General features: G+C 69.2%; 12 protein-coding genes. 4 read left to right on the top strand and 8 right to left on the bottom strand.

Going from position 1 to position 16,864, the window contains the following annotated elements:
- The first annotated feature begins 109 nt into the window (after positions 1–109).
- Both AB0I04_RS40710 and AB0I04_RS40705 read left to right on the top strand, forming a co-directional pair.
- Positions 110–1,669 carry a phospholipid carrier-dependent glycosyltransferase gene (locus tag AB0I04_RS40710; RefSeq protein ID WP_360897514.1) on the top strand — a complete coding sequence of 520 codons (1,560 nt, stop codon included), beginning with the start codon at positions 110–112 and terminating at the stop codon, positions 1,667–1,669.
- The gene (locus tag AB0I04_RS40705; protein ID WP_360897512.1) at positions 1,660–2,640 is read left to right on the top strand and encodes a magnesium transporter CorA family protein; all 981 of its coding nucleotides are present in this window, start codon (positions 1,660–1,662) and stop codon (positions 2,638–2,640) included. The genes AB0I04_RS40710 and AB0I04_RS40705 overlap by 10 nt, the downstream gene beginning before the upstream one ends.
- Before the next feature lie 7 nt (positions 2,641–2,647).
- On the opposite strand, the gene AB0I04_RS40700 is transcribed toward AB0I04_RS40705, so the two are convergent.
- Complete coding sequence (locus AB0I04_RS40700) at positions 2,648–3,253, bottom strand: Uma2 family endonuclease (protein WP_360897510.1); 606 nt, start codon at positions 3,251–3,253, stop codon at positions 2,648–2,650.
- 81 nt (positions 3,254–3,334) lie between these two features.
- Entirely contained in the window at positions 3,335–4,255 is a 921-nt protein-coding gene (locus tag AB0I04_RS40695; protein WP_360897508.1) for a threonine/serine dehydratase, read from the bottom strand.
- 213 nt (positions 4,256–4,468) lie between these two features.
- On the opposite strand from AB0I04_RS40695, the gene AB0I04_RS40690 reads away from it, so the two are divergent.
- Positions 4,469–4,888 carry a luciferase family protein gene (locus tag AB0I04_RS40690; protein ID WP_360897506.1) on the top strand — a complete coding sequence of 140 codons (420 nt, stop codon included), beginning with the start codon at positions 4,469–4,471 and terminating at the stop codon, positions 4,886–4,888.
- Here AB0I04_RS40690 and AB0I04_RS40685 read toward each other — a convergent pair.
- Together AB0I04_RS40685 and AB0I04_RS40680 are read right to left on the bottom strand one after the other, a co-directional pair.
- Positions 4,879–6,015 (bottom strand): glycosyltransferase, encoded by a 1,137-nt coding sequence (locus tag AB0I04_RS40685; protein WP_360897504.1) that lies wholly within the window; start codon positions 6,013–6,015, stop codon positions 4,879–4,881. The two genes, AB0I04_RS40690 and AB0I04_RS40685, sit on opposite strands and share 10 nt — an antisense overlap.
- On the bottom strand, positions 6,008–8,824 hold the full coding sequence (locus tag AB0I04_RS40680; protein WP_360897502.1) for a CDP-glycerol glycerophosphotransferase family protein: 2,817 nt from the start codon (positions 8,822–8,824) through the stop codon (positions 6,008–6,010). Before AB0I04_RS40680 ends, AB0I04_RS40685 begins: the two co-directional genes overlap by 8 nt.
- A 91-nt stretch (positions 8,825–8,915) precedes the next feature.
- Here AB0I04_RS40680 and AB0I04_RS40675 point away from each other — a divergent pair, with 91 nt between their 5' ends.
- A complete protein-coding gene (locus tag AB0I04_RS40675; RefSeq protein WP_360897500.1) occupies positions 8,916–9,605 on the top strand; it encodes a response regulator transcription factor in 690 nt (229 codons plus the stop codon).
- A 17-nt stretch (positions 9,606–9,622) separates the two neighbouring features.
- On the opposite strand, the gene AB0I04_RS40670 is transcribed toward AB0I04_RS40675, so the two are convergent.
- From AB0I04_RS40670 to AB0I04_RS40655, 4 genes are all read right to left on the bottom strand, one after another.
- Positions 9,623–10,900 (bottom strand): HAMP domain-containing sensor histidine kinase, encoded by a 1,278-nt coding sequence (locus AB0I04_RS40670; RefSeq protein WP_360897498.1) that lies wholly within the window; start codon positions 10,898–10,900, stop codon positions 9,623–9,625.
- Positions 10,901–11,018: 118 nt separating this feature from the next.
- Complete coding sequence (locus AB0I04_RS40665) at positions 11,019–12,551, bottom strand: LCP family protein (RefSeq protein WP_360897496.1); 1,533 nt, start codon at positions 12,549–12,551, stop codon at positions 11,019–11,021.
- A 117-nt stretch (positions 12,552–12,668) separates the two neighbouring features.
- Positions 12,669–14,186, bottom strand: coding sequence for an LCP family protein (locus tag AB0I04_RS40660; protein ID WP_360897494.1), 1,518 nt, complete (start codon positions 14,184–14,186; stop codon positions 12,669–12,671).
- A 255-nt stretch (positions 14,187–14,441) separates the two neighbouring features.
- Positions 14,442–16,820, bottom strand: coding sequence for an LCP family protein (locus AB0I04_RS40655; protein WP_360897492.1), 2,379 nt, complete (start codon positions 16,818–16,820; stop codon positions 14,442–14,444).
- Positions 16,821–16,864: the final 44 nt, after the last annotated feature.

Below are 16,864 nucleotides of genomic sequence, written 5' to 3'. Positions count from 1 at the left end.
TCGAGCACAGGCAGGCGTAAGGCGGTCCTCGGGCGGCTCCAGAACGGTCCATGACCGTGAAGTGCGCGAATACTACGGCTGTCGCCCGTACGATGTCGGGGTGGTGGCGATGACAGGAATCGAACCCGAGACCCGGCCCGAGCAGCGCAGAAGACCACCCTCACTGCGCCAGTGGCTCACGCCTGGGATGCCCGGCAACAAGCTGCTGGGGTGGCTGGGCCCGCTGGCCGTGACCGTGTTCGCGGGCGTGCTGCGGTTCTGGAATCTCGGCAAGCCCAGAGCCGTGATCTTCGACGAGACGTACTACGCGAAGGACGCGTACGCGCTGTTGAAGTTCGGGTACGAGCACAACACGGTCAAGGACGCCGACAAGTTCCTGCTCCAGGACCCACAGAACCTCCATATCTTCTCCCCTGGCGGCAGCTTCATCGCGCACCCGCCCGCCGGCAAGTGGATCATCGCCGTCGGTGAGTGGCTGTTCGGCATGACGCCGTTCGGCTGGCGCTTCTCGGCCGCGCTGATCGGCACCCTGTCGGTGCTGATCCTCGCGCGGGTCGCCCGGCGGATGACGCGGTCGACGCTGCTCGGCATGGCCGCCGGGCTGTTGCTCGCGCTGGACGGCATGCACCTGGTCACGAGCCGCACGGCGATCCTCGACGTCTTCGTGATGTTCTGGATCCTGGCCGGGTTCGCGTGCATCGTCATCGACCGGGACGTCTCCCGGGCCCGGCTCGCCCGAAAGATCGCCGAACGCGGTGACGAAGACGGCTTCGGCCCGTTCGTCATGCACTGGTGGCTGATCCCGGCGGGGCTCTGCCTCGGCACGGCCACCGCGACGAAATGGACCGGCCTGTACTACATCGCGGCGTTCGGCGCCCTGACGTTCGTCTGGTCGATCGGCGCCCGCCGGGCCGCGGGGGTCCAGCGCCCGTACGCCGGAGCGCTCGCCCTCGAGGCCCTGCCCGCGTTCCTGTCCATGGTCGTGCTGAGCGTCATCACGTATGTCGCCTGGTGGAGCGGCTGGATCTTCAACGCCGGCGGCTGGGGCCGCGGCCGCGTCGCGTCCAACCCGGTGACCGCGTTCTTCCAGGCGATGCCCCGGCTGTGGGACTACCACAAGCAGATGTGGCACTTCCACACCACGCTCACGGTCAAGCACGACTATCAGTCCTGGCCGTGGAACTGGCTGGTCCTCAAACGACCGGTGGCCTTCTACTACACCCAGCCGTCCGGCTGCGGCGCCCCCACCTGCTCGCGAGAGGTGCTCGACATCGGCACCCCGGCCATCTGGTGGGTGTCCATCGTCACGATGCTCGTGCTGGCCGCCTGGTGGCTGGTGCACCGCGACTGGCGGGCCGGCGTCACGCTCCTCGGGTTCGTGGCCGGCTGGGTGCCCTGGTTCTACTACGGCCTGAACCACCGCACGATGTTCCTGTTCTACGCCACGCCGATGCTGCCGTTCATGGTGCTGTCCATCGTGCTGGTGATCGGACTGATCATCGGCCCGGCCACCGCCCTCCCGGCACGCCGGGTGTTCGGCTCCGCGATCACCGGCGCGTACGTCCTCACCGTGCTGGCCAACTTCTACTACCTCTACCCCGTGCTGGTGGGCCAGATCGTGAGCTATGACTCCTGGCACGCCCGCATGTGGTTCTCCTCATGGATCTGAAACCGCGGACCAGGGTCTGGCGTAATGGACGGCTGGAGGCGGAGGACTTCCCCGCCGACCGGATCAGCGACTACCTCGAGGAGCCGGACACCGTCGTCTGGCTGGACCTGTGCGCGCCGGACACCGAGGGCTTCGGCCTCATCACCGAGGAGCTCGGCCTGTCCCCGCTCGCCGTCGAGGACGCGGTCAGCCACCACGAGCGGCCCAAGCTCGACCGGTACGACGGCCACCTGTTCCTGAACGCCTACTCCGTCCACCTCTCCGCAGACGGCACGGAGCTGGACAAGCAGGAGATCTCCGCGTTCATCACGAAGCGGGCGCTGGTGACCGTACGCGGCGACGAGGGCTTCGACCTCGACGGGCTCCTTCAGCGCTGGGACGGCTCGCCGGACCTCGCCCAATACGGCGTGGCCTACCTCCTGCACGGGCTGCTTGACTTGATCGTCGACGGGCACTTCGAGGCGGTGCAGGCACTCGACGACCAGATCGACGGTCTGGAGGAGGACCTCTTCGCCGGGCACATGCCCGACACCGGCACGCAGCAGCGGAGCTACCAGCTGCGCAAGAGCCTCGCCCTGATGCGCCGGGTCGTCCTGCCGATGCGCGAGGTCGTCAACAGCCTGCTCCGGCGCGACCTGGAGATCGTCCCCGCGCCGATGACGCCGTACTACCAGGACGTCTACGACCACGTCCTGCGCGCCACCGACTGGACCGACAGCCTGCGCGACGTCGTGACGAGCCTGCAGGAGACCCGCATCGCCATGCAGGGCAACTACCTCAACCTCGTGATGAAGAAGCTCACCGGCTGGGCGGCCGTCATCGCCGTCCCCACCGCGATCACCGGCTTCTACGGCGAGAACGTCCCGTACCCGGGATTCGGCAAGCAGTGGGGCTTCGCGTCGAGCATCGTGATCCTCGTCATCACCGGCGTGGCCCTCTACCTCGTCTTCCGCAAACGCGACTGGATCTGAGCGCCCGTCAGAGCCGATCGGTCTCCGTGAGGTCGATGTCGATGTCGAACGGCACCGTGAGCTTGAGCCGATCGTGGTGGATCCCGGTCAACGCGTAACTCTTCGTCGCCACGTCAAGCTCGTATACGCAGACCGTCGGCCGCTCAGAAGCGTCCTCTACTCGCCAGAAGTGGGGAATCCCCGCCTCCGCATACAACTGTGGCTTCCGTTTCCGGTCGCGCACCTCAGAGTCAGGAGATACCACCTCAACCGCCAGGATGACGTCGGCCGGCCGAAAATTGGTCTGGCGCAGCCCTGTTACGGCCTCGGCACGGACGACCAAAACATCCGGTTCGGGTCGCTGACGCGGATCCAGCGTGACCGTCATTTCACGGCGCACCCGAACGCTGGAAGGAGCTGTACGACGGAGCCCGTTCACAAGAACGTCCATCGTCAGAAGGCGGAAGTTGGTCTGGGGGCTCACGAAGACGAGACTGCCATCGATTAGCTCAGTGTGAGGAGGCAACTCCGGAATGTGATCGAGATCTTCCGCTCTGAACCCTTGCTCCGGAGGGATGTACCACGGGCGTTTCTGTGGCGTTTCAGGCGTATCGGGCATCGGCCCCGCCGTCATCTGATCTCCTCTGCGGAGACGGCCTCCAAGAAACCTTCGCGATCGCCACGCTATCAAGGTTCACTCTGTGGTGGTCAGAGTTCAACGTTCTGTCAGATCGGACGGGTCCGTGTTGGCGCCGCAGCAGATGACGGCCACGCGTTCGCCTGGGGCTGGACGGTAGGCGCCGGTCAGGAGGGCGGCGTACGCGGCGGCGGTGCCGTGTTCCAGGACGAGGTGGTAGCGGCGCCACAGGTCGCGGCGGGCGGCGATCACGTCCTCGTCGCCGACCAGGAGAGATGCCACGTCGGTGCGGCGGGCGACGGCGAAGGCGATCTCGCCGATGCGGCGGGCGCCGAGTGAGTCGGCCGCCACGCCCGAGACCTGGACGTCGACCGGCTCACCGGCCGCCAGCGCGGCGTTCAGGGAGGCGCAGCCGTGCGGCTCGACGGCGACGACGCGGGACCGGCCCTCCAGCGCGGCGGCGATTCCGGCCATGAGCCCGCCGCCTCCGACCGCGACGAGGACCGTGTCGACGCCGCCGGTCTGCTCCTCCAGTTCGAGCGCGAGAGTGCCCTGGCCGGCGCAGATCTCCGGCTGGTCGTACGCGTGGCAGAACAGCGCGCCGGTGTCGGCGACACGCTTGGTGGCGGCGTCGTACGCCTCGGCGTACTCGCGGCCCACCTGGACGACGGCGGCGCCGAGCGCCCTGAGCCCGGCCACCTTGACGGCGGGGGCGGTCTCGGGGACGTAGACCTCGGCGGGGACGCCGAGCTCGCGGGCGGCGTACGCGACGGCCAGCCCGGCGTTGCCGCCGGAGGCCGCGACCACGCCCGCGCCCGGCAGGCCGCCCTGCTCGGCCGCGGCGAGGATGCGGTTGAACGCCCCGCGCGCCTTGAACGAGCCGGTGTGCTGGAGCTGCTCCAGCTTCAGCCAGCGGTCGCCGTCCGCGAAGACCGGTGTCGTGCGTACCCGGGAGCCGATCCGGGCCCTGGCCGCCTCGACGTCGCTGCGAGAGATCACCCATCCACCGTACGACCCTCCTGGAAGATCGAGACGGGCGATCCTCCAATACCCCGGAAAAGGGCCGCCGAGCGTCACGACGGCGGCGGGAAGGTAAAGAGAACGGTAAACCGCTTGATAACGATTGAGGCGCGAGCCCTTATGGGAACAGGGGTGGCACGGGATCCTGGGACCGTGACAGGCCCTCCGAAAAGCCGGAGTACAGCCGAACGAGTGGCCGCACAACTGACGGCGTGGCCCGGGTTGGACACCGGTCGTCCATCGTGCGGCGTCGGCCGAGGATTCGCGTTCCACGGCACCCAGGTTCTTCACCTGCACACTGGTGACGAGGCCGATCTGCGGCTCACCCGGCCGTTCATCGACCGGCTCGACCAGGTGCTCGCCGAGTCCGGTCAGATCGTCATCCGGCCGGGCGACGACTGGGTGACCGTGCGGCTCGACACCGACACCGCGGGCTCGCTGCTGATCACCCTGACGAGCCTGGCGATCCAGGCCGTGGAGGAGCGGGCGGCCCCTGCCCGGCCCTGCACGTGGGAGCGGCCGAAAAGCGCCGAGCGGACTTTAGCGGCCGGTGCACGGGAACGCTCCCTGCCCCGGCCGCTGCGCCGACTGCGTCCGCTCCGTCAGCGGTAGACGAGGGAGAACAGTCGCTCCCAGCGGTCGACGACCACGCCGGCCGAGAACCGCTGCACCGACTGCCGGCCCGCCTCGCCCATCTTGGCGCGCAGGTCCGGGTCGTCCATGAGGCGTTCGAGCGCCTCGGCGAACTCCGCGACGTTGCCCGGTGTGACGAGGATGCCGTCGACCTCGTGCGTGATGAGCTCGCGGACGCCGGGTGCGCTGTCGAAGGCGACGACGGGCAGGCCGTACGCCATGGCCTCCAGGATGCCCATCGGGAAGCCCTCGCTCCGCGACGGCAGCGCGTAGATCGACGCGTTGGTCAGGGCGCCCTGGATGTCGGAGGTCGTGCCCGGCATCTCGACGGTGACGCCGAGTTCGTCGGCCTTGGCGCGCAGCGACTCCTCCTCCGGTCCGGAGCCGTACAGCCGCAGCCGCCACGTCGGCGGGCGGTTCGGCGAGTGACTGGTCCGCGCGCGTTCGGTGATCTTGGCCCAGGACTCCAGGAGCATGTCCTGGCCCTTCTCGAAGGACAGCCGGCCGAGGCCCACGATGACGGGCACGGTGAGGTCCGGGAAGGCCGTGGGCGTGACGTGCAGCGGGTTGGGCATCACGTCGGCGTTGGACATCCCGGCGCGGGCCCACGAGTCGGCGTCCTCGGTGGTGAGCACGCAGAGCCGGTCGACGTCGGCGAAGTAGCGCTGCACCCGGGGGAAGCGGGAGGAGCCCCTCGTCGCGGCGAACGACTCGTGGCTCATGCCGATGACCGGCATTCCGGCGGTGTCGGCGAGGGCGACCCACTCCATGGCCCAGACCTGTGCGGCGATGACGATCCCGCCGGGCCGGGCGGCGCGGAACAGGGCGGTGAGCTTCGCGGCGCCCTGGCGCTGGGCGGAGAGGCGCCGCAGCTCGTGGATGCGGCCGCCCTTGCGGGGCGGCGGCGGGGTCTCGTGCAGGGTGTGCAGCTCGTACGGCAGGTCGCGACCGTAGTCGTGGACCTCCTCGGCGTGCGTGACGCCGATGATGTGCACCCGGTGGCCGCGTTCGGTGAACAGCCGGCCGACGTGGTGGGCCCAGCGCTGGAGGCCGCCGAGCTCCTCGTGGTTGTTGCAGACGATGAAGATGTCGCGCGATTCAGCCATTGCCGTTTCCCGTGAAGAAGCGTGCGACGACCTGCTTGGCGGCCGTTCCCTGGTCGTATTCGCCGAACTTCTCGACGAAGGCGTGGCGCTGCTTGGCGTACGTGTCGCGGTCGAGGTCGCTCAGCGCCGCGAACAGCTCGTCGGGCTCGGCGACCACGGGGCCGGGCGCGTGCTCCTTGAGGTCGAAGTACGAGCCGCGGGAGTGGGTGTAGTCGTCGAGGTCCGGCGCGAAGAACACCATCGGCCGGTCGAGCAGCGCGTAGTCGAACATGATCGACGAATAGTCCGTGATCAGCGTGTCCGTGAGCAGCAGCAGCGAGCTGACGTCGTCGACGTCCATGACGTTGCGGACGGTGCCGCTCAGGCTGGGCGGCACGACGACGGTGTTGAGGTAGTGCGGCCGGACGAGGAGGATGTGGGTCTCGCCGAGCTCGTGGGCGAAGCGCTCGAGGTCGAACGGCATCTCCAGGCGCTTCTCGGGCCGCCCCCTCTCGTCGGTGCGGAAGGTCGGGGCGTACAGCACGACCTTGCGCCCGTCGGTGAGCTTGAGCTTCTTCCGCAGCGCGGTGGGGTCCTCGCCATTGATGAGGGCGTCGTTGCGGGGGTAGCCGCTGCGGATGAGCTCGGCGCGGACTCCGAGGCCTTTGACGAGGGTCTGGGCGTCCTGCTCGGTGCGGATCAGGAAGTGGTCGAAGCGGTCGACCATCTCCTGCAGGCGGGCCCGCTGCGCCCGGGTGCCGCGCTTGGTCTCCGGCGCGTCGACGCCCATGAGCTTGTACGCCGAGCCGTGCCAGGTCTGGATGTAGGTGGTCTGTGGGCGTTTGACGGCCTCGCGCGGGAAGCCTTGGTTGTCGACCCAGTAGCGGGCCCGGGCCAGGGCGAGGTAGTACGACCAGGAGCCGCGGCGCACGAGCTTGGCGTCCTTCGGGTAGCCGCTCGGGCTGCCGGCGTACGACCAGATCGCGGTGTACTTCGCGCCGGACCGGCGCAGCTCCTCGTAGATGTACTTCGGGCTGTCGGAGTACTGCTTGCCGAGGTGGCTCTCGAAGACGATGGTGTCCCGGCGGATCGGCAGGCGGATGAGGAACTTGTTGTAGACCGACATCTTGGTGCTGCGGCGGGTGAAGACGTCGCGCAGCGACTTCTCGCTCCGCAGCAGGCCGACCCACCAGCGCCGCCCGCGCCCGCTGGAGGTGAACCCGCGCAGGGCGGTGAGGAACGCGCGGGCGACGCGTCCGTGGGCGACGAGCCGGAACGACAGCTCGCCAGACTCCGGGACGTACGCCTCCAAGTGGTCGCCGGCCAGGCGCGTCAGGCGCGGTCGTACGGGAAGGGCGATGTCGTCCATGGCGTGGTCGGCGAAGAGCCGGATGATGAGCTCCTCGTCGCCGACGGTCAGCCGAAGCCGCAGGCCCCAGCTCTGGTCGACGAAGCCGAGCGGCCGGATGTCGCGCTGGGGCCGGACGTCGGCGTCCCAGTGGATGCGGCCGCCGGTGTGGGTGACCGTCGCGGGCAGGGAGAAGAACCGGCCCTTACGGCTGCGGTCGCGGATCTCCAGGCGCGCCTTGAGCTTCGCGTCGGAGGCGATCCGGCCGAGCGGGTTCACGATGTCGCCGGTCAGCCGGTACGTCGCGCCGGTGCGCTCGATGCCGGTGAGGGAGCCGCCGGGATTGAGGCTCTTGAGCGGCAGGGAGTGGATGCCGAGATCGGTAACGTCGAGGACGCTGCGGCCGTCCTCGGTGTCGAGATGGTCGGCCGACCAGTAGATGCGGCCGTCGCGCTCGACGAGCGGGGCGGTCAGCCGAGGCTTGGCGCCCTTGCGGGGCACGTAGTCGGCCGCCGAGACGGCGCCTTCGATGTCCCCGTTTATGATCATGAAGCCGATGATGGCCTGCAGCTCGTGGGCCTCCTCGAACGCGCGGGGGTCGAGGGTGCTCATGTAGTCGCGGGCCAGGTCGACGAACGCCTCGCGGTACTCCGTGCTGCGGCTGCGCAGGCCGCGGATGTACAGCAGCAGGTCGTGGTTGAGGAACTTGATGTCCTTGCGGAGCTTCAGGTCGTCGGCGCCGTACCGCGCGTACACCGCGTCGATGCGACGGAAGATCTCCAGCCGGTCGGCGAAGTTGCGGACCTCCGAGCGCTGGTTGGTGATCGAGAGCGTGACGGCGTTCTCGTAGATCATCCAGTTGTAGACCCGGTGCGGGATGATCGCGATCATCCGCGCGGCGAGGTACGCCTGCGTGCTGAACAGCAGGTCCTCGTAGTGCAGCCGCTCGACGAAGCGCAGCCCCTCGCGGTCGAGGAAGTCCCGCCGGTACAGCTTGTTCGTGGACAGCGTGTCGTACAGCAGCTCTGGCCGCTCCCGTACGGAAGCGTAGACGGCACGGTCGCGGTACACACCGCGGTACCAGGCGCGCTCCTCGCCCTTGTCGGGGAACACCCGCCAGCAGCATCCCGACACCAGCTCCGCGCCGGTCTGCTCCGCCGTGGCGACCATGTTGCGGCAGGCGTGCGGGTCGAGGGTGTCGTCGCTGTCGAGGAACATCAGGTACGTGCCGCGCGCCACCTCGATGCCGTCGTTGCGCGGCTGCCCGCAGCCTCCGGAGTTGTCCTTCCGATGCACGACCCGGACCCGGTGCGGGTTCGCCGCCACCAGCGAATCGGCGACCTGCGCGGTCGCATCGGTGCTGGCGTCATTGACGATCACACACTCGACGTCGCGATGCGATTGGTCGAGCACGGACCGCACAGCGGTAGGCAGGCGATCGGCGTCGTTGTAGACGATCACGATCACACTGACGTCTGTCATGCTGCAGAACCCCTTGGCTGCTTTCGGGTGAAACGAACGGTTCTTTGCGTCAACCCTCGATCGTCTTGGAGGGTTCCTTAGGATCAGTGGTGTGACGCGGGAACGAATCCTGGTGGTGGAGGACGACGCCATCATCGGGTCTGAATTGTTGAAGGCCTTGTCCGCCAGTGGATATGAGGCGGGTCTCGCCACGTCGGGCGCGGTGGCGTTGACAGACGTGCGCGCGCATCCGCCGGATCTTATCCTGCTCGATCTCGGCCTGCCGGACATCGAGGGCGTGGAGCTGTGCCGACGGCTCCGGGCGGAGCTCCCTCTCGCCGTCATCGTCGTGCTGACGGCGCGGACCGAAGAGTTCGAGGTGGTCGTCGCCTTGGACGCCGGTGCCGACGACTACCTGACGAAGCCGTTCCGCCTGACCGAACTCGTCGCGCGGATCCGCGCCCACCTGCGCCGCCGGGCCGCCGAGCCGGGCGACCGAGTGATCACGGTGGGCCGGCTGCGCCTGGACCTGCCGGCGCGCCGGGTGCAGATCGACGACGCCGAGGTGCCGCTGCGCCCGAAGGAGTTCGACCTGCTGGCCGCGCTCGTGACCCGGGCCGGCGAGGTCGTGAGCCGCGAGCAGCTGATGGACGAGGTCTGGGACGAGAACTGGTTCGGCCCGACCAAGACCCTCGACGTGCACGTGTCGACGCTGCGCCGCAAGCTGGGCCCGTTCGGGCAGATCACGACGCTGCGCGGGCGCGGGTACCGGTACGAGCGCGACGCGGTGGCGGAGATGTGAGTGGCGAGGCATAGAGATCAACCGGCGCCACGATAGTCGCTCGTGGGCAAGAGCAGGCTAAAGGTCGGGGGTGAAGGGTGCCGCAGGACCAGGCGCCCGCCCTCGGCCTCGGCGAGCGAACGCGCCAGGGCGAGCCCGATGCCGTGCCCGTCCGACGGACCGCGGAAGACGTCGTAGCCGTCGGGGACCCCGAGGCCCTCGTCGCTGACCTCGATCGCGAGGCCCTGGCCGACGTCGACCGCGGACACCGTGATGGGCGGCTTGCCGTGGTTGACCGCGTTCTCGACCAGGACGTTCAGGATCTGACGCACGGCCGACAGCGACGCCCGCACCTCGGGCAGGCCGTCCTCGATCCGCACGGTGACCGGCGACCGGGCGCGGACCTCTTCCAACAGCGCCGGGACGTCGAGCGCTCCCCGGTCGGTCGAGCTGCCGCCCCGTGACAGGCGGATGAGGTCGTCGATGATCTCCTGCAGGTGCTCGCCGCGCTCCAGGGCGGTGCGGATGACCGCGCGCGGGTCGCCCCCGTTCAGGCCGGACTCCAGGCCCAGGAGGAGCCCGGTCAGCGGAGTGCGCAGCTGGTGGGACACGTGCGCGCTGAACGCGCGCTCGCGCTCGAGCAGGTCACCGAGGCGCCGGGCGGTCGCCTCGAGGGCGAGGCTCGCGGCGTCCGCCTCGCGGACGCCGACGGACCGCGCGCGGATGCTGAAGTCACCGCTGCCGAGCGCCTGCGCGTCCCACGTCAGCCGTTCGAGCGGCGCGGCGAGCCGGCCCGCCTGCCTCCGCGCCACCACGGCGGCGAGCCCGATGACGAGGACCGCGAGCGCGACCATGAGCAGCCAGGCCTTCTCGGCGCGCCCGGTGACGTACTTGTACGGCGTCGCGACCCGGACCACCGCCACGACGGTCTCGTCGGACGGGACGGGGGCGGAGACGGCCAGCAGGCCGTTTTCCACGGCCTCGTGCACCCGCCCGTCCCCCGCGGCGCCCGCCACCGGCGAATTCCGGGGGCCGTGGCCGGTGACCCGGTCGCCGTTGAGGTCGTAGATGCCCACGCTCAGGTGCCGCGACGACATACCCGTGGGCAGCGGCACCGGCTTCGGATGCTTCGCGATGTTGTCGGGCACCGCCGCGGAGATCCGCGTCGCGTCGCGTCCGAGCGACACGATCGCCTCGTCCCGGTACAACCGCTGCAACGCGATGGCCAGCGGGATCGCGAACAGCACGACCGCGAGGGCGGCCACGCCGACGATCGCCACGAGCACGCGCCTACGCAGCGGAGGGATACGGGTCATCAGCACATTGTGCCTCCCAGACCGCCATGCCCCGGACCGCCGTCATGCCCCGGACCACCGTAGTGCCCCCGGGCCCGGGCCGCCGCCGGGCGGCCGGGGCTCCGCTGCGAGAAGCGGCTCAGCCGCAGGCGTTCTTCAGCGAGACCGATCCACTGGACCCGCTGGAAGCGGTGGGGCTCGCCGTCACGCCGGTCTTGACCTTCTTCTTGTGTTTCTTGGCGGTCGTGGTCGGGCTCGGGCTGGGCTTGTGCGGGTTGGCGCTGTCGGCGATGGCCTTGGCCGCCACCCGGCGCATCACCTGGATCATGGTCGCGTCCGCCCGCCGGTCGGTGTGGAAGCCGGAGATCTTGTAGGGGCTGTACGTCAGGCTGGTGATGTCGGCGCCGTGCTTGACGGTGCCGGACAGCTTCACCAGGGCGGGGAGTAGCGCCGACGGGATGTTGGTGGAGATCGTGTTGGTCGCGGCCTCGGCGAGCTTCTCGAAGTGGGTGACGACCTTCTGTGGGTTGGCCTGTTCGGCGATGTCCTTGAGCAGGCACTTCTGCCGGTCCATCCGGTGGAAGTCGTCGTCGGCGTGGCGGTTACGGCCGTACCACAGCGCCTGTTCGCCGTTGAGGTGATGCTTGCCGGGATAGAGATAGCCGGTCGGCGCGGTGTGCTTGTCCGGGTCGCCGCCGATCGGCAGACCGGGCATTCCACTGTTCGCCGGCGGTTTCTCGATATGCACGTCGACGCCGCCCATGGCGTTGACGATGTCCTTGAACCCGCCCAGGTTGACCATCACGTAGTAGTTGATCTTCAGGCCCAGGAGGTACTCGATCACGTCTTCGAGCAGGTGGGGGCCGCGCTGGCCCGACTTGTAGCCCGGCTCCAGATCGGGGTGGTGCTCGCCATAGAGGTACAGCTCGTTGAGGAGCCCGCGGTCCCGGCCCACGATGCCTGGACCGGGCTCGCCCTGGTAGCCGTTCGGGAACCGCGACCTCAGCCGGGGCGGCATGTCCATCCCGTACAGACCCCGCGGGATGCTGAGCATGACGGTGTTGCCGGTCTTGGTGTCGATGCTGGCGACCGTCATGCTGTCGGTACGGATACCGGTGCGGTCCTTACCGCCGTCACCGCCCAGCAGCAGCACGTTGACACGCGGCATGTTCTTCCACGGGTTGGCCGCGTCGACCTTCTGACCCGAGTGGTCGTCGCCCGGGAAGATCTTCGACAGGGTGTCCCGCAGCACGTACGTCGCGTTGGCGGCGTACACGAACGGGGTGCAGATCAACACCGACAGCACCACGACCAACGTCGTCGACGCGATGCGCATCGCCGTCGGCAACCCCGGCGGCCGCACCACCTGGTACGACCGGATCACGATCAAGGCCCACACCAGTGCCAGCGCGATGATCGCCGCAGTGATGACGTTCAGCCACAAATCCTGGACCACAAGTTGTTTCATCGTGTCCTGGAACGCCAGCACCAACGTCGCCGAACCGGCCACGAGCAGTGCGAGCAGGGCCATCAGGGTGAACCCGACGGCCCTGCGGCCCGCCGCCACGTGAGCGACACCCCACACGACCGCGGACGCGAACGTCAGCCCCAGCGCCCGCCACAGACCGGCGATCGGTATGGGCCGACGCCCCGCCGCCTGACGACCTGCCATGCACTCTCCCGATCCTCTGGTCGCGGACGCCGCTCATCGCGACGCCCGCTCCGCGTGTTCCGCCCGGCGGACCGGCCTTCGATGCCGGTCGGCCGGACGTCCGCGGTGAGGAGCGGCTCAGCCGCAGACGTTCTTCAGGGAGACCGCGCCGCCCGAACCTGGAGAGGCGGTCGCCGACCCACTGGGTGAGACGCTCGCCGACTTCTTTTTGTTCTTCTTCTTAACTGTCGGGCTGACCGCCGGAGTGGCCGTCGTCTTCTGCGGGTTGTCGCTTTCGGCGATCGCCTTGGCCGCCGCGGCCCGCATGATCTGGACGTTCGGCTCGTAGACGTGGAAGCCGGGAATCTTGTCCGGGTTGTACGGGAGGCTGTGGATGTCAGCGCCGTTCTTGACCTTTCCGGACAGCTTCACAAGCGCCGGCAGCAGCGCGGACGGGATGTTGGTGGAGATCGTGTTGGTCGCGGCCTTGGCCAGCTGCTGGAAGTGCGTGACGACCTTCTGGGCGTCAGCCTGCTGGCCGATGTCCTTCAGCAGGCACTTCTGCCGGTCCATCCGGTGGAAGTCGTCGTCGGCGTCACGGGACCGGCCGTACCACAGGGCCTGCTCGCCGTTCAGGTGGTGGGTGCCCTTGGGGAGGTAGCCCGTCGGCGGCTTGGTCTGGCGGCCATTAACGATCTCACCGCCGATCGGAAGCCGCTTTTCGATGTGGACCTTTACACCACCGATGGCGTCCACGATGTCCTTGAATCCGCCCAGGTTGACCAGCACGTAGTAGTGGATCTTCAGCCCGGTGAGGTAACTGATCACGTCTTCGGTCAGGTGTGGACCGCGCTGCCCCTTCTTGTATCCGGGCTCGAGCTGGGGGTTCCGCTCGCCCTGGATGTACAGCTCGTTGAGCAGACCCTCGCTGCCCGGGTGCTGCGGGTTCGGCGCGTCCCCGGTGTAGCCGTACGGCCACTTGGACCGCAGCCGGGGCGGCAGCTGGAATTTCTGCAGGCTGCGGGGCAGGCTCAGCAGGACCGTGTCCCCGGTCTTGGTGTTGATGCTGGCGACCGTCATGCTGTCGGTACGGATGCCGGTGCGGTCCTTGCCGGCGTCACCGCCCAGCAGCAGGACGTTGACCCGCGGCATGTTCTTCCACGGATTGGCCGCGTCGACCTTCTGCCCCGAGTTGTCGTCGCCGGGGAAGATCTTCGACAGTGTGTCCCGCAGCACATAGGTGGTGTTCGCCGCGTACACGAACGGCGTGCAGATCAACACCGACATCACCACGACCAGCGTCGTCGACGCGATGCGCATCGCCGTCGGCAGTCCCGGCGGGCGCACCACCTGGTACGACCGGATGATGACGGACGCCCATGCCAGCGCCAGCGCCAGGATCGCCACGGTGAGGACGTTCAGCCAGACGCCCTGCACGGCGATCTGCTTGAGCTTCTCCTGGAACGCCAGCGCGGCCGTCACGCCCCCGCCCACCAGGAGCGCCAGCACCGCCATCAAGGTGAAGCCCGCAGCCCGGCGGCCCGCCGAGACGTGGGCCACACCCCACACGACCGCAGAGGCGAGCGTCAGCCCCAATGCTCGCCACAGACCGGCGATCGGAATCGGCTCACGCCCCCCACGCTGACGTCGTGCCATGAAGTCTCCTGATCCTCTGCTCGCGAGCCCAGCTCACTGCGGCCGCGTCTCCATCCGGGACGTGCGGCCCCACCGATCGGTTTGCAAAGTGATTGAATATACGCGGTAAGTGACCATTGGCGTTGACTGCTGGATCCTACCCGACGCATGACCCCCACCTGCCCCGATAGCAAGGTAAGGCACACGGCCCCGCTTATCGTGGCAATCGGTAAAAGTTCACGAAAACCGGTTGAATGGCCGCTATATGCGTGACCTCTAACCTCCGCAGGCGGCCGTCAGCGAGACCGCTTTGTCCTTGGCACGGGCACTGGGCGACGCGCCCGCGGACGGCTGGTCACCTGCGCTCGGAGTCGCCGAGTCGCCCGGAGACCCCGCAGGCGACGCCGCACTACCCGAGCCTGCCGGAGACGCCTCCGCGGTCGGCGCCGACGACGGACCGCTGGACGCACCCGGCGCCGCGGAGACGCCGGAGGGCTGCGCCGAAGCCGACGCCTCGGGATTCGGCGAGGCCGTGGCCGAGCCCGCCTCACTGGCCGCGATCGCGTTCGTGACCGCGCGCCGCATGACGCCGACGTCCGGCCGGACGACGTGGAACTCCGGCGGCACGAACATCAGGCTCCCGATCTGCGCGCCGTGCTTCACCGTGCTCGACAGCTTGATGAGGGCGGGCAGCAGCTCGGCCGGGATGTTCGCCGAGATCGTCTTCTTCGCGGCGGCGGCGAGCTGCTGGAACCGCGTCAGCACCCGCTGCGGATCGGCCTGCTCGGCGATCGCCTTCATCAGGCACTTCTGCCGGCCCATGCGGACGAAGTCGCTGCTGGCGGTGCGTGAACGCCCGAACCACAGCGCCTCCTTGCCGCTCAGCTCGCGGTCGCCGGCCTTGAGGACCCCGGTCGGCGCGCTGCCGTCCTCCGGGCCGCCGAACGGGATGTCCTGGGCGATGTGCACCTTGACCCCGCCGATCGCGTCGACGATGTCGGCGAAGCCGAACAGGTTCACGAGGATGTAGTAGTCGATCGGCTGGCCGATGAGGTACGAGATCTCCTCCCGGACCAGTTCCGGTCCCCGGCGTCCCTTGTCGAAGCCGGGTACGAGCGAGGGGTCGTCCTCGGCGTCCTGGAACAGCTCGTTCAGCAGCCCTTCGTCACCCGGCGCGCCGACCCCGGTGAACCCGTCGGGCCAGCGGGAGCGCAGCCTCGGGATCATCGGGAAGTGCTGGAGGTTCCGGGGCAGGCTGAACAGCACCGTGTTCCCGGTCTTGGTGTCGACGCTCGCGACCGTCATGCTGTCCGTACGGACGCCGACGCGGTCACCGGCCCCGTCGCCGCCGAGAAGCAGGATGTTGACCCGCGGCTTGTCCTTCCACGGGTCGTCCATGTTGACGGGCGGCTGCGGCCGCGCCTCGTCGCCATGAAAGATCGTGCCGATCGTGTCCCGCAGGGTGTACGTGCTGCGCGCGGCCCAGACGAGCGGCGAGCACACGCCGACGGCGAGCACGACGACCAGCGCGCCGGCGAGGACCCGCGCCGTACGGGCCATGCCCCGGGGCCGTACGACCTGGTACGAGCGGACGACGATGACGGCCCAGACGAGCGCGAGTGCCAGGATGCCGCCGGTGATGCCGGCGAGCCAGTCCCGCTGGACCGCGATCTGCTTGAGATCATGCTGGTAGAGCAGGCCGACGGCGACTCCCCCGCCAACGATGATCGCGAACAGCCCCATGAGGAGGAATCCGGCGACACGACGCCCGGCCCAGATGTGCGCCACGCCCCAGACCACGGCCGAGGCGACCGTCAGCCCCAGCGCGGACCCGAGCCCCCGGCGGGACCTCCCGCCGACTGCCGCGTCCCCGTCCGCCGGGCCTGCGTCCTGGAGCGCCGCCTCGGCGCCGTCATCGGCGACGGCCTCCGAACCCGGCTCCGCCACGGCGGCATCCGAACCGTCCTCGCCCGAAGCCGCTTCCCCACCGACCGCGGGAGCGCCACCATCGTCGGGGACGGCGGCGTCCGGACCGCCATCGGCCGCCAGTGCGTCCCGGCCGTCCGTGACGGCGTCGTCATCGGCCACAGGAGCGCCACCGCCGTCCGCGACCACGTTGTCATCCAGCGCAGGAGCGTCCCCGCCGTCCGCGACCGCGCCTTCACCGGCCGCCTCGCCACTGGCAGCCGCGCTCGCACCCGGCTTACCGCCGCCGGCGGCCGGGGCGGCCTTCTCCTCGGTCGCATCGGGGGCGCCCGCACCGTCGCCGGCGACCGCGTCAGGGCTCTCATCGGCCGGGGTCGCGACCCGCGCGCCGTTACCGGTGTTCACGGCGGCCGGGAGGCGCTTCTTCGCCGCCGCGGCCATCACGACGGAGATACCGTCGCCGGCGAGCGCGCCGCGTCGACCGTCGGCGACGACCGGCTCGCGTTTCGCCGCCGCCCCCGTCTCTACGGGTACGGCCCCTGCCGTGGCGTCGGCCTCGTCTCTCTCGGCAGCGACTCCGCCACCGGAGCCACCCGCGGTGGAGCCGTCCTCCTGGTCCCGGCCCGTGGCGTCGCCCTCGGCGTCCTCGGCCGTGGCGTCGCCCTCGGTGTCACCGGTGGCGGTGTCCTCCCCGCCGTCGGAGACGGCATCGACCGCGCGTTGTCCCATATGCACTCCTGTGTCCCAGCTTGACAGCCTAGATCCTTTACCAA

The sequence above is a fragment of the Actinoallomurus sp. NPDC050550 genome, from assembly GCF_040655075.1.
In the GTDB taxonomy this organism is placed as follows: domain Bacteria; phylum Actinomycetota; class Actinomycetes; order Streptosporangiales; family Streptosporangiaceae; genus Actinoallomurus.
This window is presented reverse-complemented; position numbering and strand designations above follow the sequence as displayed.